We start from the raw sequence: 25,324 nt of genomic DNA, 5'->3' as shown, positions 1-25,324 counted from the left end.
CGGCCTCGTCGAGCTTGATCGAGCCGGCGGCGCTGTCGAGGGTGACGTCGCCGAGCTGCCCGACGCCCCGGAGTTCGGCGTCGGCCGTCTTCGCCACGACGCGGGAGCCGGCGGGCAGCTGGACGGTGACCTCGACGGCCCCGGAGGTACCGAGGACCCGGTTCTTCGCCGCCGGGGCCTCGATCCTCAGGACGCCGTCGCCGTACTCGACGGTGATCTGCTCCGCGGCCTTCACGTCGCGGCCCTTGGCGGCGTCCGCGGGCCGGACCTCGACCACGGTGTCGGCCCGGTCGCCGGCGATGAACCGGATCCGCCCGGCGGGGACGCCGAGGACGGCCGAGATGGGGGCGGGGGTGACGAACTTCTGCATCGCGCTCTCCTGTGCGCTCGCTGTTTCCAACATCGAAAACGCTACGTTGCGTTCAGAATATTGGCAACGAGCACGTTGCGAGAAGTCACCATTAATGCAGGTCAACGCCGAGAAATCATTGCAATGGATTCAGAAGTAACGCAACGTCAGCCATCGCGACCGTTGCAATAGAATGAAGGTGAACGCTACTGCGGCGATGGGCCGACCGGCCGGGGGCAGGATGTGCCGGCACCGAAACCGCCGCCCGTCGCGTGTCGTCAGCCGGCCCGGTTCGCCTTGAGCGAGTCGAGCATGATCTCTTCGGTTGCGCGGAGGTACTGCTCGGCGGCCCGCTCGGCTCCGTCTTCCTCGCCGTCGGCCACCGCCCGGACGATCGGGGCCAGCCGGTCGGCGGCGGCGATCGAGTCCTCGAACGGGGCGCGCAGGGCGGCGCGGACGGGGAGGTAGGCGTTGAAGAGGGTGTTGGTGAGCAGGAGATAGACGCGGTTGCCGCTGGCGCGGGCCAGTTCGCGGTGCACCTCGATGTCGGCGAGCTGGGCGGCGTCCCCGTCCGGCGCATCCCGGACCGCCTGCAGGAGTTCGTCGAGGCGGCGGGCGTGGTCGGCGGTGCGGCGGGCGGCGGCACGGCGGGCGATGAGGGCGCCGATGTGGCGGCGGACTTCGAACACCTCGGTGAGCCAGCCGGGATCGTGGGCGGCGAGCATCGGCAGGAGGTCGGCGCCGCCCTCGTGGAGGAAGTTGCGGATGCGGGTGCCGATGCCGTGCCGCGTGCTGAGCAGGCCGGCCTGTTCGAGGCGGGAGAGGGCGTGCTTGAGGGTGGTGCGGGTGACGCCGTAGCCGGCGGCGAGATCCCGTTCGGGCGGCAGCAGGGCGCCGGGGCGGTGGGTGCCGCTCAGGATGTCCTGGCGCAGCCGGTGGGCCAGCAGGTCGACCACGGACTGGCGCTGGATGGTCTCGGGGGGCACCGGCATCGATCTCCTTGCTCTTCGGCTGCCGTGGCTGAGCGGCTCGGCCTCTGGTCCGGAGTCAAGCCGGTGACGGACGGACCGTCAAGGCCCGTACCGAAGACGGGACGGCGGTGGTCGGCGCGCCGGTGGTGGCGGTGCAGACGCCCTGGCGGCGCCCGGTGGGGTACAGCCCGTGCGTCTCGTGTCACAGGCGTTCGACGGCGTCGTGGGTGACGGCCAGGGCGAGGGCCATGATGCTCAGTTGGGGGTTCACCTCGGGGCAGCTGGGCAGCGCCGAGGCGTCGGTGACCAGGATGCCGTGGATGCCGCGCAGCCGGCCGTGCTCGTCGGCCGGTGCCTTCTGCGGGTCGGCTCCGAGGGCGACGGTGCCGGTGGGGTGGAAGGCGGACAGGTGGAGGTCGACGGGCGTGCTGCGGTCGAGTGCCCGGTGGAGTTCGGCGGGCGTGCGCACGCTCGGACGGCGGGGCAGGCCGGTGAGCACCTCCGTCGCGCCGGCGGCGAACAGCAGTTCGCCCATCGCGGCGACGGCGCGCAGCAGGGTGCGGCCGTCGCGCGGGTCCAGGCGGTAGCGCACCAGCCGTCCGGTGCGGTCCAGGACGCGGCCGCCCGGCCGGTCGGCGATCATCGCGCCGAGGGTGGCCAGGTGGTCGGCGCCGTCGAGTTCGGCGCGGAGCCGTCGGCCGAGGCCCGGGGGGACGAAGGACCCCATGCCGGGTGGTGGGGCCGTGGCCTCGATCAGGATGCCCTGGTGGTGGAGCTCCTCCACGCCGGTGCTCTGCAGCACCGCCGGCTCGCCGGTGACCGGCCGGTCGAAGCGGCCGGCGACGCTGGTGGCGGGGTGCACGGCGAGATTGCGGCCGGTCATCGGGTGTCGGCCGAGGCCGGATCGACGCAGCAGCGCCGGGGATTGCAGGGCGCCGGCGGCGAGGACCACCAGGGGGCTGAGGATGTCGAGGGTGGTGCCGTCGGGGCGGCGGGCGGTGATGCCGGCGGCGCGCGGGCCGCCGGGGCGGTCGGGGTCGGTGAGGATCCGGGTGACGCGGGCGTCGGTGATGATCCGGGCGCCGGCTATGCAGGCGTCGGGCAGCACGGACAGCTGGACGCTCTGTTTGGCGCCGGTGGGGCAGCCGACCACGCACTGGGTGGAGCCTTGGCAGCCGGGGGCGTTGCGGCGCAGCGGCCCGGCCTGCCAGCCCAGTTGCTCGGCTCCGCGGAGGGTGAGGTGGCCGCCTCGGCCGAGGACGTCGAGGGGCTGGGTGGCGACGCGCAGGAGGGTTTCGACCTCGTCGAGCCGGTCGGCGAAGGCCTTCGGGTCGGCGAGGTCGATGCCGTGGTCCCGGTGCCAGCGGTGCAGGACGCGGTCGGGGGTGCGGTAGCAGGTTCCGGCGTTGACGACAGTCGTGCCGCCGACGGCCCGGCCGGTGGGCAGCAGGATGGGTGGTCGTCCGGCCGTGACGGTGGCGCCGCCGTCCCGGTACAGCTCGGTGAACCGGTCGAGCGGTGTGCGCCGGGCGAAGTCGGCGGTGGTGTGGTGGCGGCCCTCCTCGATGACGAGGACGCGCAGGCCGGCGCGGGCGAGGGTGCGGGCGGCGATCGCGCCGCCGGCTCCTGAGCCGATCACCACGGCGTCGGCGGTGGCCCGGTCGGGCCATGCGGTGGAGGGCGTGCAGTCCAGCGGCGGGTCCTCGGGGACGGCGGGCAGAACGGGTGGGCTGGTCCGGTGGTGGAGGAGGCGTTCGGTGCCTGCGGCCAGGACGACGGGGATTTTCAGTGCGTCCAGCAGGGGCAGCAGGGCCGGGCGGGCGGCCAGCGCGGCCATCACCGTTTCGCGTTCGGCCGGGGTGAGCCGGTCGAGGCGGGCGCCGGTGCGCAGGGCGGCATAGGCGTCGAGGGCGGTGGCAGCGGCGTGGACGGAGGCCCGGGCGGCCCGCGGCAGGTTCGCGAGGAGGGCGTCCAGTCGGGCGGGGACGTTCGCGGGCCAGGGTGCGTCGCCGTCGTCGGCGAGCAGGGCTGCGGTCAGGCCTCGCAGGCTGCGGCTCATCGGTCGCCCACCTCCGCGTGCGCCGTCCCGGCCAGGGTCCAGGAGGCCTCGGGGCGCCAGCGGCCCCACCAGCGTTCGAGCACGATCTCGGCGTCGGCGACCTCGCTGTTGCGGCACACCGCCCGGCTGCCGTCCGGGTCGGTGTACTCCAGCGCCAGGGTGCGTTCTTCCGGCTGGGTGACGGTGACGCGGATGCGGCGCAGCAGGGTTCGGCCGGTCACCGTCCAGGTCGGCAGTGCGATGTGTGCCGTGAACCGGCCCCATCCCGCCCATCCGACGGCCGGGCGCATCGCGCTCCGCGGCCAGGTGCGCCCGCGGTGGCGCAGTTTGAGGAAGACGAGGGGCGGCAGCCGGTTCAGTCCGGGTTTCCTTGAGACGGCGGCGACGACCTCGAGGACATGGCTGTGGCCGAGGTCGGCGTGCAGCCAGGCCCATCGCTCGGCGTTGCCGTGGCCGTGGATCCGCGCGGTCGCCCCGGGGGCGTTGTCCAGGTGCAGCACGCCGCCGGGGTGGTTGATCGTGCCGGTGTAGCGGGAAGAGGCGGCCGGCAGCATCTGCGCGGCCGGCAGCCCGCCGTGGTGCCAGGCCCAGCGGGGGAAGGTGTAGAGCGGCTCGCCTGCCGGGTGTTCGGTCAGGTCCCACGTGTACGGGCCGGCGTCGCCCCGCAGCCGCCGTACGCCGTCCCCGGCCTCGGTATGGGCGGCGGAGAACGGCAGGCTGGGCGGCCAGGGCTCGGGGCCGAACCTGGCGTGCTCCACCGGGCCTTCGGGCGGGAAGAGCGCGATCCAGCCGTGCACTTGGGCGGGCGAGCCGTCGGTGGGTGCGACGAGTTCCTGGTGCAGCCAGACTCCCGTCTTCCCGGTCGGTTCGGTGAGCGTGGTGTACCAGACCTCGGTGCGGCCCGGTGCACCGTCCCAGCGCGGCGCCAGCTGGCGCTCCCCTTCGCCCGGCCGCTGCCCTTCGCCCTGCCGGGGGAACCGCCAGCCGGCCAGGAACGGCAGCAGCCCGGTGGACAGCGGGAAGCGCAGCGTGCCCCGGCCGATCTCGCGGCCGTCCGCGGACAGGGTGTACGGCAGGACGGTCATCGACCGCAGCGGTCGCCGCAGCGAGAGGGACTTCCAGCCGTCCAGGGTGTGGCGGCGGCCGCCGGCGGTGAACTCCAGCCGGTACCGGATCCGTCGGCGGGCCAGCGGCGAGACCTCCAACTCCCCTGTGGCCCGCGGGTCGTCGGCGATGCCCCGGATCCGGACCCGGCCCGCCACCGCGGCCACGGTGGTGCGGTGCGGCAGGACCAGTGCGTCCGAGCGCACCGCGAGGTCCATGCGCATCGGGCGTGTTTCGGCCTCCCCGGCCAGGCGGACGGTGCCCAGCATCGTCTCGGCGAAGGCCGTTCCGCGGGATCCCATGCCCGCCCCCCTTGCATCGCACATCGGCGGTCAGTGGCTCAGCCACTGAACCACTGGCCTGACCGTCCGTCAATACCGCGATGACGAACCACTGCAAGGGCCGTGCACGGCAGCCGGGCCGGAGCAGGGCCGTTCCCGTTTCGGGGCCTCCCTCGTCCCGGCGGCCGAAAGCGGCGCCCTTCGCGCAGCCGTGCAGGTGGCGCCACCGCCGGACAGGTAGGGCCCTGCCGCAGCACCGGACGACAGACCCATCGGCTGCGACCGTCGAGTGGATGAGTCACCGTCACACCTCTTGTACTCGCCGGTAGTCGTGACGCATCCTCGTCCGTGCCGGCTCGCCCCACCTCAGCTGTGGAGCGTGCTGCGTCCCTGCGTGACACCCCCGTCCTGCCATCCGTCCAGGAGGCCCCGTGTCCCGTCCACGTCTGCGCACCGCCCTGCTCGCCGCCGCCCTGGCAGCGGCAGCCTGCGCCACCACCGTCTCCTCGGCCGCTGCGGCCCCCGCCGTCACGGCAGACGCAGCTGCCCCGGCAGCCGCCACCGTGTCCGGTCCGGGCCCGTTCACCGAACCGGACTTCGCCGCCACCTGTGCCTGGCACCGCTACGGCGAGGGCGAACAGCCCCCGTGGTGGCTGGCGTTCACCGACCCGCTGTGCGTGGAGTACAGCAAGCGCGACATCACGCTGGACAACGGCGGCGCGCTGCGCTTCCTGCTCGCCGAACCCGCCCGGATCGCGGCCTCCCTGCTGACCTGCCGCTACTACCAGAAGGACCACTGGAGCGTGCAGTCCAACACCGGCGCACTGCCGTGGGTGGCTTGGGACGGCCAGTACTGGTGGGACAGGACCGGCCGGCGCGCCGGAGTGCGACTGACCGGCTTCCGCATCGACGGAGTCCCGGTCGGCATCGGCGACGCCGTCATCGCACTGCGACCGCGGTACCCCGAGCTGGCCGACGCGCTCGCCACCTACGGCACCGCCTCCGGGGAGAGCGGCTTCACCACGGCGCTGCCGTTCGATCTCCGCTGCGCGCTGGCCGGGTGAACGGACCGTGCCCGCTGCCCCGCTGGGCCGGCGCGGCCTGCTCAAGGCCCTCGCCGCCGCCACCACCGTCCTCGCCGCGGGGCCGCTGACCACGGCCCCGGCCGAGGCCACCGCCTCGCTCACCGCCTGGACCACGCAGAGCCTGGAGGCGTTCGCCGACACCCTGATCCCCGGGCAGCGCCGACACCCGGGGGATCTGCCGATCGCCGGCGCCGTGACCGGACCGGGCGCGGTCCAGGCGGGCGCCGTCCAGGTACTGGCCTCACCCGACCTGCCGCTCGGCCCGTGGCTGCCGGAGATCGCCGGCCTGCTCGATGCCCGCGCGCTGGCCTGGGCCGCCACCCGCCTGCTGTGGCTCCCGCCCGGTTGGCCGCCGTTCGTCGGCCTGCCCAGCGACCACCGCACCGCCCTCGTCACCGGCCTGTTCGACCCGGCCGACCTGGACCACCCGATCTGGCAGGTGCTCGCGCTGCTCGTCGGCCTCGCGTTCGACACCGCCGCCCACCAGCACACCGCCGATGCCCTGGCCGCAGGCCATCCGGGACTGACCTGGATCGGCTTCCCCGCCCCGGACGCGGACGGGCTGTGGCGCTTCCCCGAACACTCCTACAACCGGCCCCTGGCCGACCTGCATCCGAACACCACGGCCTCGGGGAGCCCGGCATGAGCGCGCAGACCACCGACGTCCTGGTGATCGGTTCCGGCTTCGGCGGCGCCATCCCCGCCTACCACCTCGCCGCCGGCGGTGCCCGCGTCACCGTCCTCGAGCGCGGCCCGCGCCTGGCGGCCCGGGACTTCACCCACGACCTGCGCCTCGGCACCTACACGAGAATCGTGGACGTCATCAAGGGCGACGGGATCTCGGTGGTGGCCGGCAACTGCGTCGGCGGCGGCAGCGTCGTCTACTTCGCCGCCTCCCTGCGCGCCCCGTCCTTCGTCTTCGAGCGCCGGGGCAGCCTGCAACGCCGCCTGTGGCCCGCAGCTCTCACCCGCGCCGCCCTCGACCCCTGGTACGACCGCGCGGAACAGTCCCTGCCCACCACCCGCCTGGACTGGCACGGCATCTCCTACGCCGGCGGCGTCCTCGCCGCGGCGTGCCACCGGGCCGGGCGCACCTGCAACCCCGTGCCGGTCGCCGTCGACCTCGCACGCTGCACCAACTGCAACTGGATGCTGTCGGGCTGCCACTTCGACGCCAAACGCTCGATGCTGCTGAACTACCTGCCCGCCGCCGAGGCCCACGGCGCCGACATCCGACCGCTGCACGAGGTCCAGACCCTCGTCCCGTCCTGGCAGGACGGCTACCGCTACGCCGCCGGGTACACGGTGCTGGACCCTGCCGACTACAGCTGCACCCTTCAGGTCGGCACCATCCATGCCAAGGTCGTGGTCCTCGCGGCCGGCGCGGTCGGCACCCCGGTCGTCCTGCAGCGCTCCGCCCTCGCCCTGGGCGGCATCCCCCCGGCCGTCGGCCGCCACTTCTCCGGCAACGGCGACCGGGTCTCCGTCGCCGTCCTGGACGAGGCCAAGGTCCGTGATCTGCTCGGCCTCTCCCGTCCGGACGGTTCCGCGTACGCCGCACTGCCGATCGGCAAGCCCATCACCACCGCCACCTTCGACCACCTCGACGGCAGCGCCCCCGAGTTCAGCCGGTTCACGCTCCAGCAGATCTACTTCCCGCCGGTCACCAACACCCTCGCCCGCACCACCCTCGCCCCGGGATGGTTCGGCACCGGGAAACGGCAACTGCGCCGCTCGTGGCGGTCCTGGCTGACGCTGCTCGCCATGACCGAGGACGACAACGAGGGCACCTTCGGCCCGCCGCCGCTCACCGGCGGCTTCACCCGCCTCGCCCCCGGCCTCGGGCTCGGCACCATGGCCTACACCCCCACCGCCAACACCGCGGCCGGCTGGAAGGCCGCCGACACCGAACTGCGCGCCATCCTGGAGAAGGACCGGCTGGCCACCGTCCGGCCCTGGAGCGAGCAGGTCGGCGGTGCGGTCACCGCCCACCCCCTGGGCTCGTGCCGGATCGGCGACGACCCGCGCACCTCCGCCCTCACCGACCGGCACGAACTCCGTGGCCATCCCGGCCTGTTCGTCACCGACGGCGCCGCCGTCCCCACCTCCCTGACCGTCAACCCGTCACTGACCATCGCCGCCCTCGCCGAACGCGCCACCCCCGCCATCGTCACCCGCGCCCAGGAGGCCGGCGTCGCCGTGACCTACGGCGCGCCACCGCCCTGACCCACTCCCCCGCCGACGCGGCCCGTGGACCTCGGCGCACGTCGTGACGGCCCGACCGGAGCCGTCCGGCGGACTCGCCCGGGGGCGCAGACCGCGGGTCCGGCACGGCAAATCCGACCGCCCCGCGGGCGCCCGCGAGAACGGGAGCAATTTCGGCCACAATCGCCGGACGCACGGCCGAAATATGCAGTTCCTATCCGCACCGGCCGGCGCGCCACCGCGGGCCTCCGACATCGCCGCGACCGGCATCCACGCCCATCCAGCGCTCCACGAGTCCGCAGCAACAACCCTGTCCACCTGGGCAATCCACCCTCGTTCACATCATCCGGCGAATTCGACCTCAATGCGGCATCAGTGGCACCGAATGACATTTCGCACTTTTTGTTCCACGCGACCGCAGGATGGTTAGTAGACGTCAACAAAGACCCCCTGTGATAATCTTCGGCACGACTCCGGGGGGAATCTATGTCTTCTATTCCATTTTCCTCGCGAGCTTTCCGTCGCTCTGAGAAGTGGATGTCATGGTGAAAAAGATGGTCACTCGGGCCGGTCGCATCGTCGGCGTCGGCACCGCCGCCGCGGGGCTCACCCTCGCGATGTCGATGCCCGCTTCGGCGCAGCAGCCCACCGACACGATCCTGAACAAGAACAGCCAGCTGTGCCTGGAGATCGCCGACTGGAGCACCGCGTGGGGGGCGCCGGCACGGCAGTGGTCGTGCGGCGCCGGCGGTCAGGCGAACCAGCAGTGGCTCGTGAACAGCGGCTACCCGTCGGGTTGGTTCCCGCTGGTCAACAAGAACAGCGGGCTCTGCCTGGAGATCGGCGGCTGGAGCACCGAGTGGGGCGCCGCGGCGGACCAGTGGCCGTGCGGCAAGGACGGGAACGGCAACTACACCCAGGCGAACCAGCTGTGGCGCCTCGGGAGCATCGGCGACCCGAAGTACACGTACATCATCAACAAGAACAGCGGCCTGTGCCTGGAGGTCGGCGGCTGGAACACCGGCAACGGCGCGACCGTGAATCAGTGGCCGTGCGGGAATGCCCAGGCCAACCAGCTCTGGTCCTAGTCATGGCGTTCTGACGCGTCACACCCGGTTCTCCGAAGGTGGATGACCGGGGCACGGCCCGGCGGGGCCGTCGGCTTGCCGGCGGCCCCGTTCGCGTCTCCGCCGCCGGCCGGCCGTTACTCCAGCACCGCGCGGAAGGCGCGCTCACCGATGGCTCGCATCAGCGGGTTGTCCGCCGAGCGCGTCAGAAAGGCGAGTGCCAGGGCCAGGGCCCAGCCGCGGGCCCGCTCCCACGTCGCGTCGTCCGCGCGACCGTACGCCCGCCGGAAGGCGGCACGCTGGTCCGCCGTGAACAGCATCCAGGCCACGGAGAGATCGGTCGCGGGATCACCCGAGGTGATGTCGCCGAAGTCGATCACCGCGCTCACGCGGCCCCGGTCAACCAGGACGTTGGCCGGGTGCAGGTCCCCGTGCAGCCACAGCGGTGGCCCGTTCCATGCCGGCGTCTCGGCGGCCGCCTCCCAGATGCGCCGCGCGGTGGCACGGTCGGCCGCGTCGGCGACGTGCGCCAACCCGTCGACGACGCCCGATACACGTCCGGCCAGCGGAATCCCGCGCAGCGGGTTGACGGGCGCGTCCGAAGGAGCCGGGGTGTGGAGTGCGTCCAGGAAGCCGCCGAGCGCGGACGCGGCCGGCCAGAGGTCGTCGGGCTCCTCGTACGCCGCGATCCGGCCCGGGAAGAACGGCACGACGCTCCAGGACCACGGATACTCGGCCGTCGGCTGCCCGACACGCACCGGCGCGGGCACCGGCAGCGGCAGCCGGCCGGCCAACTCCGGCAACCAGCGCTGCTCGTGCGCGACGAGCCCGGCGGCCGGGGCGCGCCGCGGCAGCCGGACGAGGAGGTCCTCGCCCAGCCGGCAGACGAGGTTGTCCCAGCCGTTGGTCAGCACTTCGATCGGCAGACTCGCGAGGTCGGGGTGCTGCTCACCCAGCAGCAGGCGCACCAGCTCGACGGAGACGGGTACGTCCGCGGCCGGCATTCGCTGAACGGTCACATTGAGAACACTACGGCCGGGCCTCGTCGCCAGGGGCGGCCGAAGGGGTGTGGCTCCGTCCGCCGGCTCGGCTGAGCCTGAGGTTCCGTCAGTGACGAATCGCCGTGGCCGAGCGGCGGGCGGCCGGCGGCACGATGCGGCCGCCGGCCGGTCAGCGCCCGGTCAGCGCTTGGAGATGGCGACGTGCCGGATGTTCACGGGCAGGTTCGGGAAGCCGTCACCGGGGTTGTTCTGGTCGTCCTCACCGCCCGCCGCGATCTTCTGCAGGACGTCGAGCCCGGCCGTGACCTGGCCGAACGGCGTGTAGTTGGGCGAGAGCTTGGTGTCCTTCCAGACGAAGAAGAACTGGCTGCCGTTCGTGCTCGGACCGGCGTTGGCCATGGCGACCGTCCCGGCCGGATAGGTGGCGCCCTCAAGGTTCTCGTCCGGGAACGAGTAGCCGGGCCCACCACTGCCGGTGCCGGTCGGGTCGCCGCACTGCAGGACGAAGATCCGCTGGGTGGTGAGCCGGTGGCAGTGGCTGCGGTCGAAGTAGTCGTGCTCGGCCAGGAACCGGAACGAGAAGGTGGTGCACGGGGCCTTGTCGGTCAGCGCCTTGAAGGTGATGGGGCCCTGGCTGGTCCGCAGCGTCGCGCTGTACGGCTTCGCGGCCTTCTTCGCGTCGAAGACGGGGATGCCCTTGAAGTTGTCGGCCGGAACCGCCGGCGTGTAGGTGCAGGCGGTGGTCGCCGTGCCGCCGGCCGCGGACGGCTGGGCGACCGCGACGGTACTGGACAGGGCCAGCGGCAGGGTGGTCAGGGCGGTGAGCAGGGCCCAGGACTTGCGGTTCACGTGGCAGCCTTCCGGGTGGAGTTGGCGCGGACCCGTCATGCATGCCCGCCCGGACGGCGCCCATGCCTCGCCCGGACGCCGTCCGTGCCCTGCACCGAACGAGGTGCCCGGCGATCCTCCTCTACGAGCCCGATCAGGTCTCGCCGCCGTCCGCGGCGGCGTCCTCCAGCGCCTGGATGTCGATCTTCCTCATCTGCAGCATCGCCCGCATCGCCCGCTGGGCCCTGGCCCGGTCCGGGTCGCCCAGCAGCTCCATCAGCCGCCGGGGAGTGATCTGCCAGGACAGGCCGTACCGATCCTTCAACCAGCCGCAGTCGCTCTCCTGCCCGCCCTCGGTGAGAGCGGCCCACAGCCGGTCGACCTCCGCCTGGTCATCGCAGTTGACCTGCAGCGAGATCGCTTCGGTGAACGGGAACAGCGGGCCGCCGTTGAGCGCGACGTAGTGCTGCCCGGCGAGTTCGAACGCCACGGTCATCACCGAGCCCACCTCGCCGGGGCCCGCCTCCCCGTACCGCTGCACCTCGACGATCCGGGAGTCCGGGAACAGCGAGGTGTAGAACCCCGCCGCCTCCTCGGCCTTGTCGTCGAACCACAGGAACGTGGTGATCTTCTGCTCCGGCACGGCATCCTCCCGCTCGTCGGGTCTCCCCGACGACGGTAGGTCGCGCGGTCCGCCTACGCACCGCAACCACGCTGCGCTGCTCCGTACGAGCGGAGCCGAGGCCATCACCGAGGACACGCCACCACCGAGCGGTCCTGCGCCCCCTCCTGGCCGGGAGGGCGCCGTACGGCCATGCTGGAAGGCATGACGGACCGCGAAGCATTCCTCGGAGGGGTCACCGTCCTCCCGGCGGTGGGCCGGCCATGACCACTACCGCACGGGACCTCCTGCACGCAGCCCTCGACGTGGGCGCCGGCCGGCCGCCCGAACAGGGCGACCTGTCGCTCGCGCTCGCCGGAGCCGAGCTGCTCGACCTTCTCGACGCAGGGGCCGTCCGGCTGGAGGACGACCTCGTCGTGCCCGCTGACCGGCCGACCGTCACGGACCCCCTCCTCGACCAGGCCGCGTCGGCACTCGTCCGCCAGACCCCCTACGAGTCGGTCGACGACTGGTTGTGGCGCAGAGGGCGCGGCCTCGCGGCCGCCTACCTGGCCGCGCTCGGGGCCGACGGACAACTCGTGGAACAACGCCGCCACAAGGCACCGTTCACCACCGGCCGGCCCGTGGCCGCCGACACCCCCGAACACCGCGCCGCGGTCGACCGCCGGACAGCTCGCGAGCCCGTCCTCACCGCCCTCGCGGCAGCCGTCTCGATCGCCGGCACACCGACCGACGCACCGCCCGACGCACCGCCCGACATCACCGACGACGCCGTGGCGACCGTCCTCGCCGCGGTCAACGACGCGGTCAGGGAGCTGGACGCCGTCCGGCAGCGCCGAGCCGTCGAGGACGCCGCCTTCGACAACATCTGGCGCGGCGCGATCTGAGGTCGCCCGCACACCCCGTAACGGCGCGGCCGGTTCGGGCCGCTCCGTTACGGTCACGGTGTGACCGAGGAACACGTCAGGACCATCGATGGTGTCCGGCTCGCGTACCGGGTGCGCGGCGCGGCGGACGCTCCACCCCTGGTGCTGCTGCATGCCCTGGGAGAGAGCGCCGCCGACTGGGACCCGGTGGCGGTGACGCTCGCCCGTCGGTGGCGGGTGTACGCCCTGGACCTGCGCGGACACGGCCGAAGCGACCGGCCGGGAACGTACTCGCTGGAGCTCATGCGTGACGATGTCCTGGCCTTCATGAACGAGCTGGGCCTGGACCGCGTCGACATGATCGGCCACTCCATGGGCGGCGTGGTGGCGTACCTGCTGGCGCAGGACCATCCGCACCGCATCCACCGCCTGGTCCTGGAGGACGTGCCGCCGCCACGCCCGAGGACGCCTTCCGTCCCGACCCGGCCGGAAGGCGAGCTCGGCTTCGACTGGGAGATGGTGCTCGCCGTCCGCCGGCAGATCGACGCCCCGCCACCGGCCTGGTGGGACGGCCTGGGCCGGATCACCGCCGGCACCCTCGTCATCGCCGGTGGCCCGGACAGCCATGTCCCCCAGGACGGCCTTGCCGACCTCGTCCGCCGGATCCCCGCCGCACGCCTGGTCACCATCCCCGCGGGACACCTCGTCCACGCCACCGAGCCGGACGCCTTCACCGACACCGTCCTGGCCTTCCTCGCACCCACCGACGGCTGAACGGCACAGGGCCGACCAGCGCGCGGTGGACGGCGCGCAGCACACCCTCCACACCGCCCGGTGCGACCTGTCAGCCGTCGTGGACGGGCAGCAGGCCGCGTTCGGCGAACACCCGCTTCGCGGCGAAGGTCGCGTTGATCGCCTTGGGGAATCCGCAGTAGGCGGCGGCATGCAGCAGGGCCTCGACGATCTGCTCGGGCGTCAGGCCGACGTTGAGGGCGGCGTTGACGTGGACCTCGAGCTGGGGCTCGCACCCGCCGAGCGCCGTCAGCATGCCGAGGGTGACGAGTTGACGCTCACGCGGCAGCAGCGCCGGACGGGAGTAGATCTCTCCGAACCCCCAGGCCGCGATCTGATGGGCGAGCTCCGGGGAGACGTCCGACAGCGCGGACACCACCCGTTCACCGGCCTCACCGTCGATGCGGGCGAGCACCTCCATGCCCCGCTCGAAACGATCCCGACGCATCCGCGCGTCCGCGTTGTCACCCGTCATGGCGAGCTGTCCTCCCGTCATCCCTCCCCCGCCCGGCCCTCCGCCGGGCCGGGTACGAACAGTGCCAACGTAGAGCTTCGAGCACACTCCAGCGCAACCACGACCGGTGGACGCGACCGCACGGCGCCGTCCGGGCGTGGGCCGTCCGGGCGTGGGCGCGGTCAGGCGTCCACGGGCCGCCACGCCGGGTAGTTCCCGTCCCGCCGGACGTGTCCGAACACCACGTCGGCGAAGTGGACGCCGAACCCGACCGTGCCGGGCTCCGCCAGCTCGCCGACGAGGCGGTGGCGGTGGGCGGCGGTCCGGGCGAGGTCGTGGTCGAACGCGGAGGACCAGTCGGGGTGGTCGATCTGGATCGGCGAGTGCACGGCGTCACCGAAGGCGATCAACCGACGTCCTCCCCCGGTGATGACGTACTCGGCGTGCCCGACGGTGTGGCCCGGCGTGATCCGCACCCGCACGCCGGGGAAGATCTCCTGCCCGTCCGCGATCGTCCGGACGCGCGGCGCCAGGGCTGTGACCTGCTCGGCCATGCCCTGGGCCTCCAGGAGGTCGCGCCGCTCCCACTCCGGCTCCGGAATCAGGTAGTCGGCCCGGGCGAAGACGGGCCGATCGGCGCCCGCGGCAACGTGGCAGGCCCAGCCGAGGTGGTCGGAGTGCAGATGGGTGAAGGCCACCGCCTCGATGTCCTGGGGGTCGCGGCCGAGTTCGGCGAGGCCGCGCGGGAGCGCGCCTCCGTGGATCACGCCCAGCGGGCCGTCCTGGGCCTCCAGCCTCTGCGGGCCGAAGCCCGCGTCGATCAGCAGCGCGCGGTCGCCGTGCTCCACCAGCAGACCGCCGACGCTGCCCACGAGACGGCCCGTGGCGTCCAGGTACTCCGGATGCGCGGCCCACACCTCGTCGGTGGTGTCCGGCAGCAGCTGCAGTGGCCGGAGCCGCACGTCGCCGTCCGGCACGTACGACACCTTCGTGTCGCCCAGCCGGAGCGAGCGGATTCCGGCCGGCCGGCGCAGCCGCTCGCCGTGAGGTGCCGTCAAGTCGAGCATGTGGTCTCCCCTGTGAGTGGGTGTCGGTTGCCGCCACTGCTTCCCGTGGCGACGACGCCACCATAAGCATCAAGCTCGAATCATTCAAGTTGCAAATATTTCGTCTTGACGGACTTGCTAGAGTGGCCCTATGACGACGCCCCCCGAGTCGCAGGCCATCGCCGAGCGGCAGCTGTGCGGCCTGGTGAACGGGCTGGCCCAGCGGATCGCCGAGCACGTACGCGAACGCGCCACCACCCTGGGCCTCACCGCACCCCAGGCGACCGCGCTGCGGGAGATGAGCGGGCCGATGACCATGCGGGAGCTTGCCGAGCGGATGAGCTGCGAACCCTCCAACACCACCTTCGTCATCGACAGGCTCGAGAAGCAGCACCTCGTCGAGCGCCATCCGCACCCCACCGACCGCCGCGCCAAGCACCTCGTCCTCACCCCCGAGGGCACCGCCCTGCGCGAACGCCTCCTCGAACTCCTCGCCGTCGACTCCCCCCTGGCCGCGCTCTCCCCGCTCGAACAGGGCGCCCTCCGCAGCCTCCTCGAACAGGCCGTCACCGCCCCCTGAACCGACGCCTACCCGACCACCCGGCCACCCCGGGAACACAGCTACCCCAGTCGCTCGGCGGCCGCTGCTCTGACCTCGGGTTCCTCCATCGGGTCGTCCCGCAGCGAGGCGATCCGGGCCCGCACGTGCGGGAGCTCCGGAGCCGAGGCGATGCCCAGGAGACGAGCCGGTGACTCGCAGTCCCACAGCGACTCCGTGTACGCCGGCTCCAGCCCCGCAGGGTCCACGGCCGCCAGCGCCTCCAGATAGGCGGGTCGCTCGTAGGAGTGCGGTGTGTGCGACCAGAACCGACGCAGCAGGGGCGCCGCTTCGGCCGCCCGCCGGCCGAACCGAGCCACACCGACGCCACCCACCACACCGACCCGGTAGCACCTACGACGGGGCGTGCCGCGCATCGGACCGCCCGGCACCGCCCGGCACATTGCGGCTCGGTTGACCGGCATGATTGGGCTTCCCGGGCAGCCCGGAGGGCTGTAGCCTCCGGCGACATGACGACAAGATCAAAACTCGCCCTGCGCTTCTTCGCGCTGCCCGTGGCCGGCACCCTCTACCTGGCCGTCCACCACAAGGTCACGACCGGTGGCTGGACCTTCCCGTGGATCTTCGTGGTCGTCGTGTTTCCGCTGGCCGCCCTGGGCGTCTGGTACAACAGCGACCCCGGGCGGGTCATGCGCGCCAAGGTGCGTCGCGACGAAGTCAGGGCGCAGCGCCAACGGGAGATCGACGAGGCCAAGAACCTCCCCAGCTGATCCCGCATGACAAGGGCAGCCGTCCTCGACACCGAGCGACGCGACTCCCCGGCGATCGGACTGTCCGTCGACCGACTCCGCGGACTGCTCGCCGAGGCCGAACGCGATCTGGCCGCATTCCTCGTGCTGGCCGCCGACTGGGCCACCGAGCACGTACCCGCCCACGCCACAGCCGTCCTCGACGCACTCGCCCGCCTCGTCGACCTGCCCAGCCCTGCCACGCCGCCGACCGCATGGACGGAGGTCAGCGGCCGAACTTCGCCTGTGCCGCCGGGGTCACGGGGGTGAAGAAGTTGACGAGGTGTCCGTCGGGGTCGCGGAGGAGCAGCGACCGGTTGCCCCAGGGCATGGTGGTCGGTTCCTGGACGAACTCGGTGACGAGGTCGGTGAGGTTCCGGTGGACGCGGTCGACGTCGTCGACGATGAACTCGATGATCACGCTGTGGTTGGCGGCCGGACGGGCGGATCCCGGTGCGAACAGCGGGACGGTACGGGTGCCGGCGATGGCGAGTGTGGCGCGGGGGGTCGAGAGTTCGGCGAAGTCCTCGGTGGACCAGGCGGCGCGCACTCCGGTCGCGCGCTCGTAGAAGTCGACGAGGCGTGCGACGTCCGCGGTGATGATGCGGATCGAGACGAAGTCCATGGTGTTCTCCTCGGTCGGTGAAGCCGTTGCGAGTCGAACGCTAGAGGCATTACCGGACAGAATCGGTCCGGTAATCGCGCTAGGGTCTGACGCATGTCACGACCCACCGGCCGCGTGCTCACCCTGCTGGAGCTGCTCCAGTCGGGCGGCACCCGGAGTGCGGCCGAACTCGCCGACCGGCTCGGGGTCGAAGAGCGAACGGTGCGGCGGTACGTGGACCACCTGACGGACCTCGGGGTACCCGTCCGTGCGGTGCGCGGCCGCTACGGCGGGTACCGGCTCGCCCCCGGCTACCGGTTGCCGCCGCTGATGCTCGATGACGACGAGGCGATCGCCGTGCTGCTCGGCCTGATCGCCGGCGGGCGGCCAGGAGGGATGACGACGGCGGCCGAGACCGCGGCGGCGAAGATCCGTCGGGTGCTGCCCGACCGCCTCGCGCGCAGGCTCGACGCCCTGCGCGAGACCCTGGCTTTCACGGCCACCGCGAGCGCGTCCCCGGATCCGGACGCCGACATCCTGCTCACGCTCGCCGACGCCGTCCGCCACCGACGGCCGGTCGCGATCCGCTACACGGACCGTGATGGCCGGCACAGCGAGCGCCTCGTGCACGCCTTCGGGATCGTCGCGCACACGGGCCGCTGGTACGTCACGGGGGTGGACGGCGCCACCGGCGAGGACCGGACCTTCCGGCTGGACCGGATCGCGGACGCCCGGACCCTGCCCGGGTCGTTCGAGGCACCCACCGAGGCCGACGACCCGGCGCAGCGCCTGCTGTCGCGCTTCGCGGAGGCCGCGTACCGGCACGAGGTGGTCGTGCGGGTCCGCGGGACGGTCGAGCAGGTCCGCGCCCGCTTTCCGGTCGGCATGGCGAGCGTGGCCGATGCGACACCCGGCGCCGACGCCGTTGCGGGGGACGAGGGCTGGCTGCGCGTCAGGCTGAGGGTGGAGCGGCTGGACTGGCTGCCGGCCGTCCTGGCCTCGCTCGACCTGCCGTTCGCGGTCGAGCACCCGGACGAACTCCGTGAGCTGGTCGGTGCGTTCGCCGAGCGGCTCGCGGCCTCCGCCCGCAGGGTCTGACGCGGCCGCCCCTCCGCTCCGGTGGCCGTCGTCCCCACGGGGGCGGTCATCCGCGCGGGTCGGCGGCGCCGTAGTGCAGCCGGTCCAGAAGGAGGCGGAGGATCGCTCGGGCCCCCGCCTCCCAGTCGGGCCGGTCGTACGAGGTGCAGATGCCCCCCATGGCCCGGAAGACGGTCTCCGGTGCACTGTCGGTGCGGATCGCGCCGGCCTCGGCCGCAGCGGTCATGACCGAGGCGATGGCGTCGGTCATGGCCGTTCGGGCCCGCGCGAAGACGGGCGAGCCGGTGTTCATGACGCTCTGCAGGGCGGCGGCCATGCCGAGGCTGGCCGCCGAGTGGGCGATCAGCAGGTGCAGGAACTCGCTGAGCGCCTCGTACGGGGCGAGGGTCTCCAGAAGTCGGGGGCCGCTTCGCACAGGTCGTCCACGCGCCGGCGGTACACGGCCTCGACGATGGCCGCGCGGGCGGCCCAGCAACCTGCCGCATCCCGGGTCCACCTCACCCGATCGGGCGACCGTTGGGCGAGTTCGTCGCCCGTAGCGCCGCTTCACGGCAAGGATCGTATGTGTGCGCTCCGACTGGGGCGCCCCACCGACGACCCCACCCTTGAGGAGACAACTGTCATGGCACCGATCCCCAACGGCCCTTATGGAATCGCCAAGCACCGCGAGCAGTACCTGACGCTCCAGGACGAGAAGGCACCTGCGGTCGTCCTGCCGCCGACCGGTCAGCCCGGTGAGCAGGAGTGGCACGTCGAGGGTCTCTCCAACGGCAACGTCACCATCAAGAACCTGCGGCACGACACGTACCTCAGCTTCGACGGTGTTCCCGAGATCAACAAGATGCTCCGCGGCTCCTCGCAGGCTACCGAGTGGCAGCTCCGGCAGTCCGCCGAGCCGCACGCGTTCCATGTCGTCGTCCCCGGCGGCCCGGTCGACGGCGTCGAACTGGTGGTGGACCTCAGCCTGCTCCGGATCTTCCCGCCGATGACGGCCCTGCGGCCGCTGGAGCCGGAGAACCTGGAGCAGGCCTGGCGCTTCGAGTTCCACGAGTAGGCCTCACCCGCCGGCCGCAGAGCAGTCGGAGCTCCGGTGGTTCGAGGCGGCCCGGGAAGGTCACCTCGTTCCACCGGAGCTTCGATGCGGTCGCGACGGCCCGGCCGGGACGTAAGGCAGGGCAGGCCTGCCGGCACTGACGGGACATCAGACAACCGCGATCCGGGAGGCCTGCGCCTCGCCGCGGCCACCGCCCTGCTCGCCCTCGGTACCCCGGCCACGGCCGCCGACGGCGCCGCGGGGGACGGCGGCCACCGCAGGCCCTGCGTCAGTTCCCGGCTGCCCGACCGCGGACGGGACGTGACGTCCTGCGGATCGCCGAGCAGGGGAAGGCGGACCTGGACCTCAAGTCCGTCATCCTGCGGGTCACCGTCGACGGGCGCGGGGTCGTCACCACCGCGCTGGGCGAGTCGATGACGGGGGTCCCGGCCGACCCGGCCATGCAACTTCCGCAACGGTAAGGTGTCGATCACCTACATGGGCGCGGCGCTGCTGCGGCTGGTCGACGAGGGCAGGGCGGGCCTCGACGACCCCGTCTCCCGCTGGCTGCCGGACCTGCCGCACGGCCACCGGATCACGCTGCGCATGCTCGCCGACTCCTCCTCCGGTCTCGTCGACTACGTCACCGCCCCCGGGTTCTCCGACGACGAGCGCCTGACCATCGCGGTCTCGACCACCGAGGACCCCGACTCCCCTGGCGGCCGCACCGCCCACCTCATCACCCAGCGGAGCGCGGCCTTCCTCGCCCCCGACCACCCGATCCCCGACTTCGGCTGACCCGCGACGCCTTCTGCGACAGCGCCCGGCCGGCCCGATCCGAGCACTGATCGACCGTCATTCCCCGGTGCGGAGCGGAGAGCCCCACACGGGCGCGGCCCGGCCGTGAAGCAGGGTGGGCAGTAGGGTGCGGCTCATGACCGCACTCGACGCCTCCCGCACCGCCCTGGTCCTGGTCGACCTGATGGAGCGCATCGTCGCGCTTCCGCTCGCACCGCGCCCCGGCCCGGAGGTCCTCCGGGCGGCCACCGACCTGGCCGCCGCCTTCCGCGACGCCGGGGCCACCGTGGTGGCGGTGCGGGCGGAACGGCCCGGCGTCGCCGAGCAGCCCCCGGGCAGCGGTCTGGTGGACGGCGTCGCCGAGCCCGGCGACCTCGTGGTCGTCAAGCGCACCGTCGGCGCCTTTCACGGCACCGGGCTGCACGAGCGCCTCCAGGAGCGCGGCATCGACACCCTCGTCCTGGCCGGCATCGCCACCAACATGGGCGTGGAGTCCACTGCCCGCGCCGCCGCCGACCACGGCTACACCCTGCTGTTCGCGGAGGACGCCACGACCGCGCTCACTCCCGAGGAGCACACCGCGGCAGTCCACTACAACCTGCCGCGCTTCGGCACCGTCACCACCACCGGGCAGCTGCGGTCCGACCTGGCCGGGCCCGCGCCGACAGCCGCACGGTGAACGGACGGCAGGCCGGCGTTCAGCCCGAAGCACAGCGGCCCCCGTCGAACACCCCTCCCTCGATCGCGCCACGCGATCCCGAACCCGGGAAGGAGAGCGCACGCATGCACCCGTCCTCGCCCGAGGAGCCGGAGCTGCCACGCGGCGGCGGCGAGAACTGCTCCTGCGCGGAGGGCATCGACTGGCTCGACCTGTTCATCGCGCAGGAGGGGTCGGACGCACCACCACCGCGGGCCGACCCGCCGCACGAAAGCTGACCACAGCCGTCCCATCGGTCCCCGCCCCGTCCTGCGGAACGCTGCCGCCCCCGTGTGTGGGGCGGGGGTGGCAGCGAAAACCCGCGGGCGCGCCGGGCACGGGCCGGGCCGGCGTTGCCGGCCGGTCGGTCAGTGCAGGGGCACCGCGTTCCAGGTCAGTTCACGCTGGTAGCCGTGACGCCAGCCGCGGGTGTGGACCGGGTCGGTGCGCGGGACGTCCCAGTCGCCGGGGGACTTCGCGTCGACGTTCTGGCCGCTGTCCCAGAACGACTGCAGAGCCATGGCCCCCCAGTTCTCCTCGCCTCCCCACGACCACAACTCGCCGTTCTGGCCGAGCGGCGAGGTGCCGGGGTTCTCCATCACCACGGACCCCTCGTTGCCGCCGGTGTAGGCCATGACCTCGTCCTTGGCGGGGTTGTACAGCGTGAACTGGGAGGAGCCGCCCCACTGCTTCCACTCGCAGTAGGGGTCGTTGGCGTTGACGGGCTTCAGCCACACCAGCTCGTCGTTGGGGCTGGCGCAGAGCTTGTAGTCCCGGAAGGCGCCGTTCTGGATCATCACCTTCTGCGTGGCGGCGGATGCCGGGGCCGCCGGCACCGCGGTGAGGCACGCGCCGGCCACGGCGGCCGCCGCGAGGCCGGCCCGCATGCGACGCCCTGTGCGAGAGGCAGTGGTGGACCACGTCATACGAGGAACTCCTTGTCCGCTGTTGCCCGCGGGCTGTCGAGCCCGCGGAGCCGAAGGATCAGGGCGAAACGGCAACGTGCGCCGTGCGACCGGCCGGTGGGCCCCCGAGGTGTTGTGTGCTCCCGGCGACCGGCTCGCCCCATGGTGCGCGGCGGCGGGCGGGGAGGCCATGGCATTCGACCGTGCTCGAAACCGGGAGAAAGCGGCCCTCTCGCAGCGGTCCCGACGCGGTCCGGCCGAACAGGTCGGCCTGTTGCGCGGCGGGCCCGATCAGCCGCACTCTTGTCCTGCACATGCCACAAGCTTCAGCCGGGGGGCCTATGCTTCGTCTTCACTTCACCGCCGCCGACCTGCGGCGGATCCGCCGGGCCACGCATCCGGAGCCGCTGATGGAGACGGTGTTCAGCCTCCAACTCCTCCAACAGCCGCAGGCGTACAGCGAACCGTTCGCCCACTGGTCCGCGAACGTCCGCGCCGCTGTCGGCCGGCGTGACATGCCGTTGTTCGACCTTGCGTCACCGGAGGACGGGGCTCTGCCCGAACTTCTCATGGCCCCGACGGGTGCCACGAGCCTGAGCGACGGACTGGCGGCGGTGCAGTCGCTGCCCGCGGCGCGGGTCGTCTCCGATCTGGCGTCGGCGCGCACCATGCGCCCCGCACTGCCGCAGTGGGTCGTCGACATCCACCACCGGCGGCCGGAGGCGACCGGCCGGCTGTCCCGGCTGCTGGACACCTATCACCGCCTCGCCATCGCACCGACCTGGCAGTACGTGGAGCGAGCCGTCCAGGCCGCGTTCGACGGCACGGCAGCCGGGCCCGGGGCCGTGCTGAGCGGCCTGCACCCGTCCATCGGTTGGGAGTTCCCGATCCTGACCGTCCCGTGCCACATCCCGCACGACGTGGACCTCCACCTCGAAGGCCGGGGCCTCCTGCTGGTGCCCACGTTCTTCCTGCGCACTCCGACGGCCCGCCTCGACAACTACGACGAACAGGCTCCCGTCGAGGTCTACGTTCCGGTGCAGCACGACCACGCCGTCCTCCCGGCGGACGGCACGCGCATCGACCCGGGCCTGACCCGTCTGCTGGGCCGCACCAGGGCTGCGGTCCTCGCCGCCCTCACCGTCGTCTGCAGCACGACCGAGCTCGCCACCCGGGTCGACATCTCCGCCGCGACCGCCAGCCACCACCTCAACGCCCTGCGAGCAGGGGGCCTGATCACCACCACCCGCGAGCACGGCCGGGCCCGCCACAGCCTCACGCACCTCGGCCGGCGCCTGCTCCACGCGACCCGCACCCCCGGCCGAGCCACCGCCGGTCTCCCATCTGCCGCGCCGGCCGGAGCCCGTCCGGGCCTCCAGCTGTGACAGCCCCTCTCGCGGCGCCGCCGGGGCCGCGAGCCGGGGCGACCGATCGGGGGCACGGCATCTGATCCACTCCCGGTGGCCGCGGGGGCGGTGGGTGCAGTGCCGGGCCCGTTCAGTCGGATCCGGGGGCCGCCCTCCGCGCCCGTGCCCGCCCCCACGACCACGAACCCGCGACGACCAGCAGAGCCGTTCCCAGCGCGTATGCCGGCAGCCAACGGGTCGTCGTCGCTGCGAGGCAGTCGTCGACGGCCTCGCGGCTCTGCTGCTGCTGCGCATGGGCCAGCGCGTCGGCGTCACGACCGGCCAGGTCGCCCAGAGCCGCCTGCGTCCGCAGACTCTCGTACCGGCCCGAATCCGCGCACCCCTGCCGGTTTCCGGCATGGGGAACAGCCAGTCCCAGCGCTGCAGGGCGGGAGCCAGCGTCAGCGCCACGCAGAGCCCCACCACCAGCGAATACGCCGCCAGACTCCATGTGTAGGCGCCGGGTCGGCCTGACGTCCACACCGGTACGCGGCCGAAGGAGAGGATCACCGCGAGGAGCGTCACACCGAGGTAGGTGGAGAACCACTGCCACGAACCCGAGGCGAACGAGAACGCCAGCACGACGCCGATCGCGGTCCCCAGCACACCGGAGTCGCCCGCCGCCGCCCCCTCCCCGCCCTTGGGCCCTCCCACGGCACCTCGACCCGGGGAGTCCCGCCGGCTGTGCACACTCACACCGTCTCTCCTGCCTGCCTCCGGAACTCCAGCGTCCCCCCACCACCCGCCGTTGCCGTCGACACCACTCCAGGACACTCCCGGCCCCACCCACCCGGCCCAGCCACGACACCGGCGCCTTCGCCGCCTGCACCCTGGGACGAGCTACCCGCCGGTCCGGACCCCGTCCCCAGCGCCGGGTGGACAGGTCCGGACAGCAGTGGACACCGCCCCCGCCCCGCCGGACCTGGCAAGTGGACACCGTCCGGCACGAGTCTCTGCGCCATGAACGTTGTACACACGCAGACGGAACAGGCCGCGCACCGCGCCCACCGGCACCGGCCGGCGACGGCGGCACGAGCAGCACTCGCCGCGGCCCGACCCGCGCTCGCACCCCCGGCCATCGATGTGACGCTCCCGCAGATCCACGCCGGAGCCGGCCGAACGGGCTGACCCGCAGCCAGGGACCGCAAACCCCCGCCCCCTCCCCGGGCGACCCCGCCCGCCCGGGTATCCGCCCGAGGAAGAACCAAGGACGTTCCCATGACGAACAACCGAAACACCCGCCGCTGGGCCGCCGCCGCCCTCACCGCGCTGGCGGCCACACTCGCCGCACCGGCGATCGCGCAGACCGAGGGCGCCGACCACCGGCCGCCCGCCGGCGGCATCGACTGGCACGCCTGCGCCGACGCCGACTTCACGAACATGCAGTGCGGATCGATCCGGGTGCCGGTGGACTGGTCCCACCCCGGCGACGGCAGCCTCACCCTCTCCCTGGTCCGCCGGCCCGCCGACGACCTGGCGCACCGCCAGGGCACCCTCCTCCTCAACGACGGCGCGGGCGGCTCCTCGATCGAGCAGCTTCGCCTGGCGATGCGCGCCCACCTGCCGGCGTTCGCCGGCGACATGACCGGCAAGTTCGACCTGGTCGCGGTGGACCCGCGCGGAGTGGGACACAGCACGCCGATCCTCTGCGGCGAGCCGCCCAAGCCGGCCGGCGTCAGCCACTACCCCCGGAACCGGGCCGCGTTCGACGCGCTCGTGGCCCACAACCGGGCCTTCGCTTACGACTGCCTGCGCCGCAACGGCCGCCTCACCGCCCACGCCGACCTGACCAGCACCGCACGGGACTTCGAGGCGGTGCGCGCCGGGCTGGGCGAGCAGCAGATCAACTGGTACGGCATCCACTACAGCACGCTGCTCGGCCGCACCTACGCCAACCTCTACCCGGGCCGGCTGCGCACGATGGTCCTCGACACCGCGCTGGACGACACCGGCTCGCCGCTCGCGCGGGTCACCCATGAGGCCACGGCTGCCGAGACGGCCTTCAACCGCTTCGCCGCCTGGTGCACCGCGTCGAAGGACTGCGCGCTGCACGGCAAGGACGTCGCGGCCGAGTACGACGCCCTCGTCGCCCGTGCCGACCGGACGCCGATCCCGACCGGGAGCGCGGCCCACCCGGCGCTGACCGGCGAGGACATCCGCGAGGCCACCCAGGACTACCTGACCCTGACCTATCCCACCTGGCCCGAGCTGGCCAAGGCCATCGTCAGGGCGCAGCAGGAGAACGACGCGGTGGACTTCACCCACGACCCGGACGACACCCTCGACCAGGTGCAGGTCCAGGTGCCCGCATGCCTGGACAACGCACTCCCGGTGCGGACCTTCGAGGAGCTCGGCCGGCTGCAGAAGGAACTCGCCCGCGTATCCCCGCATCTGGGCGGCGCCGTCCGCTCGTTCAAGGCGATCGCCGGCTGCCTCGGCTGGCCCTTCCCGGCCGCGCCGGTTCCTGCGGGTGCCCCGGTCCACGGCGCGCCGCCGGCGCTGATCCTGCAGTCCACCCACCAGGCCCTGGCGCCGTACCAGGCGGGCGCGGCCATGGCGGCCCAGCTGCCGGGAAGTGTCGTCCTCGCCCACGAAGGCGACGACTACAGCATGTTCCTGGCCTCCACGTGCGCCCGGAACGCCACCAACCGCTACCTGACCACCCGTGCACTGCCGGCAGTCGGCACCACCTGCACGGACTGAGCA

General features: G+C 72.8%; 28 protein-coding genes and 1 pseudogene. 16 read left to right on the top strand and 13 right to left on the bottom strand.

What is annotated here, in order from left to right; all coding sequences use genetic code 11:
* The 4 genes and pseudogenes from AB0P35_RS34030 to AB0P35_RS34015 form a co-directional block, all read right to left on the bottom strand.
* Positions 1–370 (bottom strand): annotated as a pseudogene (locus tag AB0P35_RS34030) (hypothetical protein); the annotation flags it as partial.
* A 257-nt stretch (positions 371–627) separates the two neighbouring features.
* Complete coding sequence (locus AB0P35_RS34025; RefSeq protein WP_363518613.1) at positions 628–1,341, bottom strand: GntR family transcriptional regulator; 714 nt, start codon at positions 1,339–1,341, stop codon at positions 628–630.
* A gap of 181 nt (positions 1,342–1,522) precedes the next feature.
* Positions 1,523–3,379, bottom strand: coding sequence for a GMC family oxidoreductase (locus AB0P35_RS34020; RefSeq protein WP_363518610.1), 1,857 nt, complete (start codon positions 3,377–3,379; stop codon positions 1,523–1,525).
* Positions 3,376–4,785: a hypothetical protein gene (locus tag AB0P35_RS34015; RefSeq protein ID WP_363518608.1), complete on the bottom strand. Its 1,410-nt coding sequence runs from the start codon at positions 4,783–4,785 to the stop codon at positions 3,376–3,378. Before AB0P35_RS34015 ends, AB0P35_RS34020 begins: the two co-directional genes overlap by 4 nt.
* A 410-nt stretch (positions 4,786–5,195) precedes the next feature.
* On the opposite strand from AB0P35_RS34015, the gene AB0P35_RS34010 reads away from it, so the two are divergent.
* The 4 genes from AB0P35_RS34010 (at position 5,196) to AB0P35_RS33995 (ending at position 9,142) form a co-directional block, all read left to right on the top strand.
* Positions 5,196–5,828 carry a hypothetical protein gene (locus tag AB0P35_RS34010; RefSeq protein WP_363518606.1) on the top strand — a complete coding sequence of 211 codons (633 nt, stop codon included), beginning with the start codon at positions 5,196–5,198 and terminating at the stop codon, positions 5,826–5,828.
* Between the two features lie 7 nt (positions 5,829–5,835).
* Positions 5,836–6,495 carry a DUF5987 family protein gene (locus AB0P35_RS34005; protein WP_363518604.1) on the top strand — a complete coding sequence of 220 codons (660 nt, stop codon included), beginning with the start codon at positions 5,836–5,838 and terminating at the stop codon, positions 6,493–6,495.
* Positions 6,492–8,075: a GMC family oxidoreductase gene (locus AB0P35_RS34000; protein WP_363518602.1), complete on the top strand. Its 1,584-nt coding sequence runs from the start codon at positions 6,492–6,494 to the stop codon at positions 8,073–8,075. Before AB0P35_RS34005 ends, AB0P35_RS34000 begins: the two co-directional genes overlap by 4 nt.
* Positions 8,076–8,608: 533 nt before the next feature.
* Positions 8,609–9,142 carry an RICIN domain-containing protein gene (locus tag AB0P35_RS33995; RefSeq protein ID WP_363518600.1) on the top strand — a complete coding sequence of 178 codons (534 nt, stop codon included), beginning with the start codon at positions 8,609–8,611 and terminating at the stop codon, positions 9,140–9,142.
* A gap of 116 nt (positions 9,143–9,258) precedes the next feature.
* Here AB0P35_RS33995 and AB0P35_RS33990 read toward each other — a convergent pair whose 3' ends face one another.
* From AB0P35_RS33990 to AB0P35_RS33980, 3 genes are all read right to left on the bottom strand, one after another.
* Positions 9,259–10,140, bottom strand: a complete 882-nt coding sequence (locus AB0P35_RS33990; protein WP_363518598.1) for an aminoglycoside phosphotransferase family protein — start codon at positions 10,138–10,140, stop codon at positions 9,259–9,261.
* A gap of 162 nt (positions 10,141–10,302) precedes the next feature.
* On the bottom strand, positions 10,303–10,971 hold the full coding sequence (locus AB0P35_RS33985; RefSeq protein ID WP_095878361.1) for a peptidylprolyl isomerase: 669 nt from the start codon (positions 10,969–10,971) through the stop codon (positions 10,303–10,305).
* 133 nt (positions 10,972–11,104) lie between these two features.
* A complete protein-coding gene (locus AB0P35_RS33980; RefSeq protein ID WP_257019690.1) occupies positions 11,105–11,593 on the bottom strand; it encodes a VOC family protein in 489 nt (162 codons plus the stop codon).
* A 242-nt stretch (positions 11,594–11,835) separates the two neighbouring features.
* On the opposite strand from AB0P35_RS33980, the gene AB0P35_RS33975 reads away from it, so the two are divergent.
* Complete coding sequence (locus AB0P35_RS33975; protein WP_363518595.1) at positions 11,836–12,459, top strand: GPP34 family phosphoprotein; 624 nt, start codon at positions 11,836–11,838, stop codon at positions 12,457–12,459.
* Between the two features lie 60 nt (positions 12,460–12,519).
* Complete coding sequence (locus AB0P35_RS33970) at positions 12,520–13,212, top strand: alpha/beta fold hydrolase (RefSeq protein ID WP_363518593.1); 693 nt, start codon at positions 12,520–12,522, stop codon at positions 13,210–13,212.
* A gap of 70 nt (positions 13,213–13,282) precedes the next feature.
* On the opposite strand, the gene AB0P35_RS33965 is transcribed toward AB0P35_RS33970, so the two are convergent.
* Both AB0P35_RS33965 and AB0P35_RS33960 read right to left on the bottom strand, forming a co-directional pair.
* A complete protein-coding gene (locus AB0P35_RS33965; protein ID WP_363518591.1) occupies positions 13,283–13,705 on the bottom strand; it encodes a carboxymuconolactone decarboxylase family protein in 423 nt (140 codons plus the stop codon).
* A gap of 161 nt (positions 13,706–13,866) precedes the next feature.
* Positions 13,867–14,751 (bottom strand): MBL fold metallo-hydrolase, encoded by an 885-nt coding sequence (locus tag AB0P35_RS33960; RefSeq protein WP_363518589.1) that lies wholly within the window; start codon positions 14,749–14,751, stop codon positions 13,867–13,869.
* Between the two features lie 130 nt (positions 14,752–14,881).
* Between AB0P35_RS33960 and AB0P35_RS33955 the strand changes: the two genes are divergently transcribed.
* Entirely contained in the window at positions 14,882–15,310 is a 429-nt protein-coding gene (locus AB0P35_RS33955) for a MarR family transcriptional regulator (protein WP_363518587.1), read from the top strand.
* Between the two features lie 41 nt (positions 15,311–15,351).
* Here the strand turns inward: AB0P35_RS33955 and AB0P35_RS33950 are convergent, their stop codons facing one another.
* The gene (locus AB0P35_RS33950) at positions 15,352–15,648 is read right to left on the bottom strand and encodes a hypothetical protein (RefSeq protein WP_363518585.1); all 297 of its coding nucleotides are present in this window, start codon (positions 15,646–15,648) and stop codon (positions 15,352–15,354) included.
* Between the two features lie 150 nt (positions 15,649–15,798).
* Here AB0P35_RS33950 and AB0P35_RS33945 point away from each other — a divergent pair, with 150 nt between their 5' ends.
* Positions 15,799–16,059, top strand: a complete 261-nt coding sequence (locus AB0P35_RS33945) for a hypothetical protein (RefSeq protein ID WP_363518583.1) — start codon at positions 15,799–15,801, stop codon at positions 16,057–16,059.
* 6 nt (positions 16,060–16,065) lie between these two features.
* A complete protein-coding gene (locus AB0P35_RS33940) occupies positions 16,066–16,347 on the top strand; it encodes a hypothetical protein (protein WP_363518581.1) in 282 nt (93 codons plus the stop codon).
* Here the strand turns inward: AB0P35_RS33940 and AB0P35_RS33935 are convergent.
* Entirely contained in the window at positions 16,304–16,702 is a 399-nt protein-coding gene (locus AB0P35_RS33935; protein ID WP_363518579.1) for a VOC family protein, read from the bottom strand. The genes AB0P35_RS33940 and AB0P35_RS33935 overlap by 44 nt on opposite strands.
* A 93-nt stretch (positions 16,703–16,795) precedes the next feature.
* Here AB0P35_RS33935 and AB0P35_RS33930 point away from each other — a divergent pair, with 93 nt between their 5' ends.
* A complete protein-coding gene (locus tag AB0P35_RS33930) occupies positions 16,796–17,779 on the top strand; it encodes a YafY family protein (protein ID WP_363518577.1) in 984 nt (327 codons plus the stop codon).
* A 46-nt stretch (positions 17,780–17,825) separates the two neighbouring features.
* Here the strand turns inward: AB0P35_RS33930 and AB0P35_RS33925 are convergent, their stop codons facing one another.
* Positions 17,826–18,194, bottom strand: a complete 369-nt coding sequence (locus tag AB0P35_RS33925; RefSeq protein ID WP_363518575.1) for a hypothetical protein — start codon at positions 18,192–18,194, stop codon at positions 17,826–17,828.
* 207 nt (positions 18,195–18,401) lie between these two features.
* Here AB0P35_RS33925 and AB0P35_RS33920 point away from each other — a divergent pair, with 207 nt between their 5' ends.
* From AB0P35_RS33920 to AB0P35_RS33905, 4 genes are all read left to right on the top strand, one after another.
* Positions 18,402–18,833, top strand: coding sequence for a hypothetical protein (locus AB0P35_RS33920; RefSeq protein ID WP_363518573.1), 432 nt, complete (start codon positions 18,402–18,404; stop codon positions 18,831–18,833).
* 462 nt (positions 18,834–19,295) lie between these two features.
* Positions 19,296–19,610 (top strand): serine hydrolase domain-containing protein, encoded by a 315-nt coding sequence (locus tag AB0P35_RS33915; protein ID WP_363518571.1) that lies wholly within the window; start codon positions 19,296–19,298, stop codon positions 19,608–19,610.
* A gap of 136 nt (positions 19,611–19,746) precedes the next feature.
* The gene (locus AB0P35_RS33910; protein ID WP_363518569.1) at positions 19,747–20,289 is read left to right on the top strand and encodes an isochorismatase family protein; all 543 of its coding nucleotides are present in this window, start codon (positions 19,747–19,749) and stop codon (positions 20,287–20,289) included.
* A gap of 104 nt (positions 20,290–20,393) precedes the next feature.
* Positions 20,394–20,546, top strand: coding sequence for a hypothetical protein (locus tag AB0P35_RS33905; protein WP_363518567.1), 153 nt, complete (start codon positions 20,394–20,396; stop codon positions 20,544–20,546).
* A gap of 129 nt (positions 20,547–20,675) precedes the next feature.
* Here the strand turns inward: AB0P35_RS33905 and AB0P35_RS33900 are convergent, their stop codons facing one another.
* Complete coding sequence (locus AB0P35_RS33900; RefSeq protein WP_363518565.1) at positions 20,676–21,194, bottom strand: hypothetical protein; 519 nt, start codon at positions 21,192–21,194, stop codon at positions 20,676–20,678.
* A 359-nt stretch (positions 21,195–21,553) separates the two neighbouring features.
* Here AB0P35_RS33900 and AB0P35_RS33895 point away from each other — a divergent pair, with 359 nt between their 5' ends.
* Complete coding sequence (locus AB0P35_RS33895) at positions 21,554–22,597, top strand: winged helix-turn-helix domain-containing protein (RefSeq protein WP_363518563.1); 1,044 nt, start codon at positions 21,554–21,556, stop codon at positions 22,595–22,597.
* Positions 22,598–23,836: 1,239 nt separating this feature from the next.
* A complete protein-coding gene (locus tag AB0P35_RS33890) occupies positions 23,837–25,321 on the top strand; it encodes an alpha/beta fold hydrolase (protein ID WP_363518561.1) in 1,485 nt (494 codons plus the stop codon).
* Positions 25,322–25,324 lie beyond the last annotated feature (3 nt).

It is taken from the genome of Kitasatospora sp. NPDC085879 (assembly GCF_040686255.1).
Lineage (GTDB): Bacteria > Actinomycetota > Actinomycetes > Streptomycetales > Streptomycetaceae > Kitasatospora.
The sequence above is the reverse complement of the archived record's forward strand: the minus strand, read 5'-3'. Positions and strand labels throughout refer to the sequence as shown.

Bases quoted from the DNA above. Each gene is read 5' to 3' on its own strand.
- AB0P35_RS34025 (WP_363518613.1), bottom strand. From the start codon at position 1,341: ATGCCGGTGCCCCCCGAGACCATCCAGCGCCAGTCCGTGGTCGACCTG.
- AB0P35_RS34020 (WP_363518610.1), bottom strand. From the start codon at position 3,379: ATGAGCCGCAGCCTGCGAGGCCTGACCGCAGCCCTGCTCGCCGACGAC.
- AB0P35_RS34015 (WP_363518608.1), bottom strand. From the start codon at position 4,785: ATGGGATCCCGCGGAACGGCCTTCGCCGAGACGATGCTGGGCACCGTC.
- AB0P35_RS34000 (WP_363518602.1), top strand. From the start codon at position 6,492: ATGAGCGCGCAGACCACCGACGTCCTGGTGATCGGTTCCGGCTTCGGC.
- AB0P35_RS33995 (WP_363518600.1), top strand. From the start codon at position 8,609: ATGGTCACTCGGGCCGGTCGCATCGTCGGCGTCGGCACCGCCGCCGCG.
- AB0P35_RS33975 (WP_363518595.1), top strand. From the start codon at position 11,836: ATGACCACTACCGCACGGGACCTCCTGCACGCAGCCCTCGACGTGGGC.
- AB0P35_RS33965 (WP_363518591.1), bottom strand. From the start codon at position 13,705: ATGACGGGTGACAACGCGGACGCGCGGATGCGTCGGGATCGTTTCGAG.
- AB0P35_RS33960 (WP_363518589.1), bottom strand. From the start codon at position 14,751: ATGCTCGACTTGACGGCACCTCACGGCGAGCGGCTGCGCCGGCCGGCC.
- AB0P35_RS33955 (WP_363518587.1), top strand. From the start codon at position 14,882: ATGACGACGCCCCCCGAGTCGCAGGCCATCGCCGAGCGGCAGCTGTGC.
- AB0P35_RS33945 (WP_363518583.1), top strand. From the start codon at position 15,799: ATGACGACAAGATCAAAACTCGCCCTGCGCTTCTTCGCGCTGCCCGTG.
- AB0P35_RS33940 (WP_363518581.1), top strand. From the start codon at position 16,066: ATGACAAGGGCAGCCGTCCTCGACACCGAGCGACGCGACTCCCCGGCG.
- AB0P35_RS33935 (WP_363518579.1), bottom strand. From the start codon at position 16,702: ATGGACTTCGTCTCGATCCGCATCATCACCGCGGACGTCGCACGCCTC.
- AB0P35_RS33930 (WP_363518577.1), top strand. From the start codon at position 16,796: ATGTCACGACCCACCGGCCGCGTGCTCACCCTGCTGGAGCTGCTCCAG.
- AB0P35_RS33920 (WP_363518573.1), top strand. From the start codon at position 18,402: ATGGCACCGATCCCCAACGGCCCTTATGGAATCGCCAAGCACCGCGAG.
- AB0P35_RS33910 (WP_363518569.1), top strand. From the start codon at position 19,747: ATGACCGCACTCGACGCCTCCCGCACCGCCCTGGTCCTGGTCGACCTG.
- AB0P35_RS33905 (WP_363518567.1), top strand. From the start codon at position 20,394: ATGCACCCGTCCTCGCCCGAGGAGCCGGAGCTGCCACGCGGCGGCGGC.
- AB0P35_RS33900 (WP_363518565.1), bottom strand. From the start codon at position 21,194: ATGCGGGCCGGCCTCGCGGCGGCCGCCGTGGCCGGCGCGTGCCTCACC.
- AB0P35_RS33895 (WP_363518563.1), top strand. From the start codon at position 21,554: ATGCTTCGTCTTCACTTCACCGCCGCCGACCTGCGGCGGATCCGCCGG.
- AB0P35_RS33890 (WP_363518561.1), top strand. From the start codon at position 23,837: ATGACGAACAACCGAAACACCCGCCGCTGGGCCGCCGCCGCCCTCACC.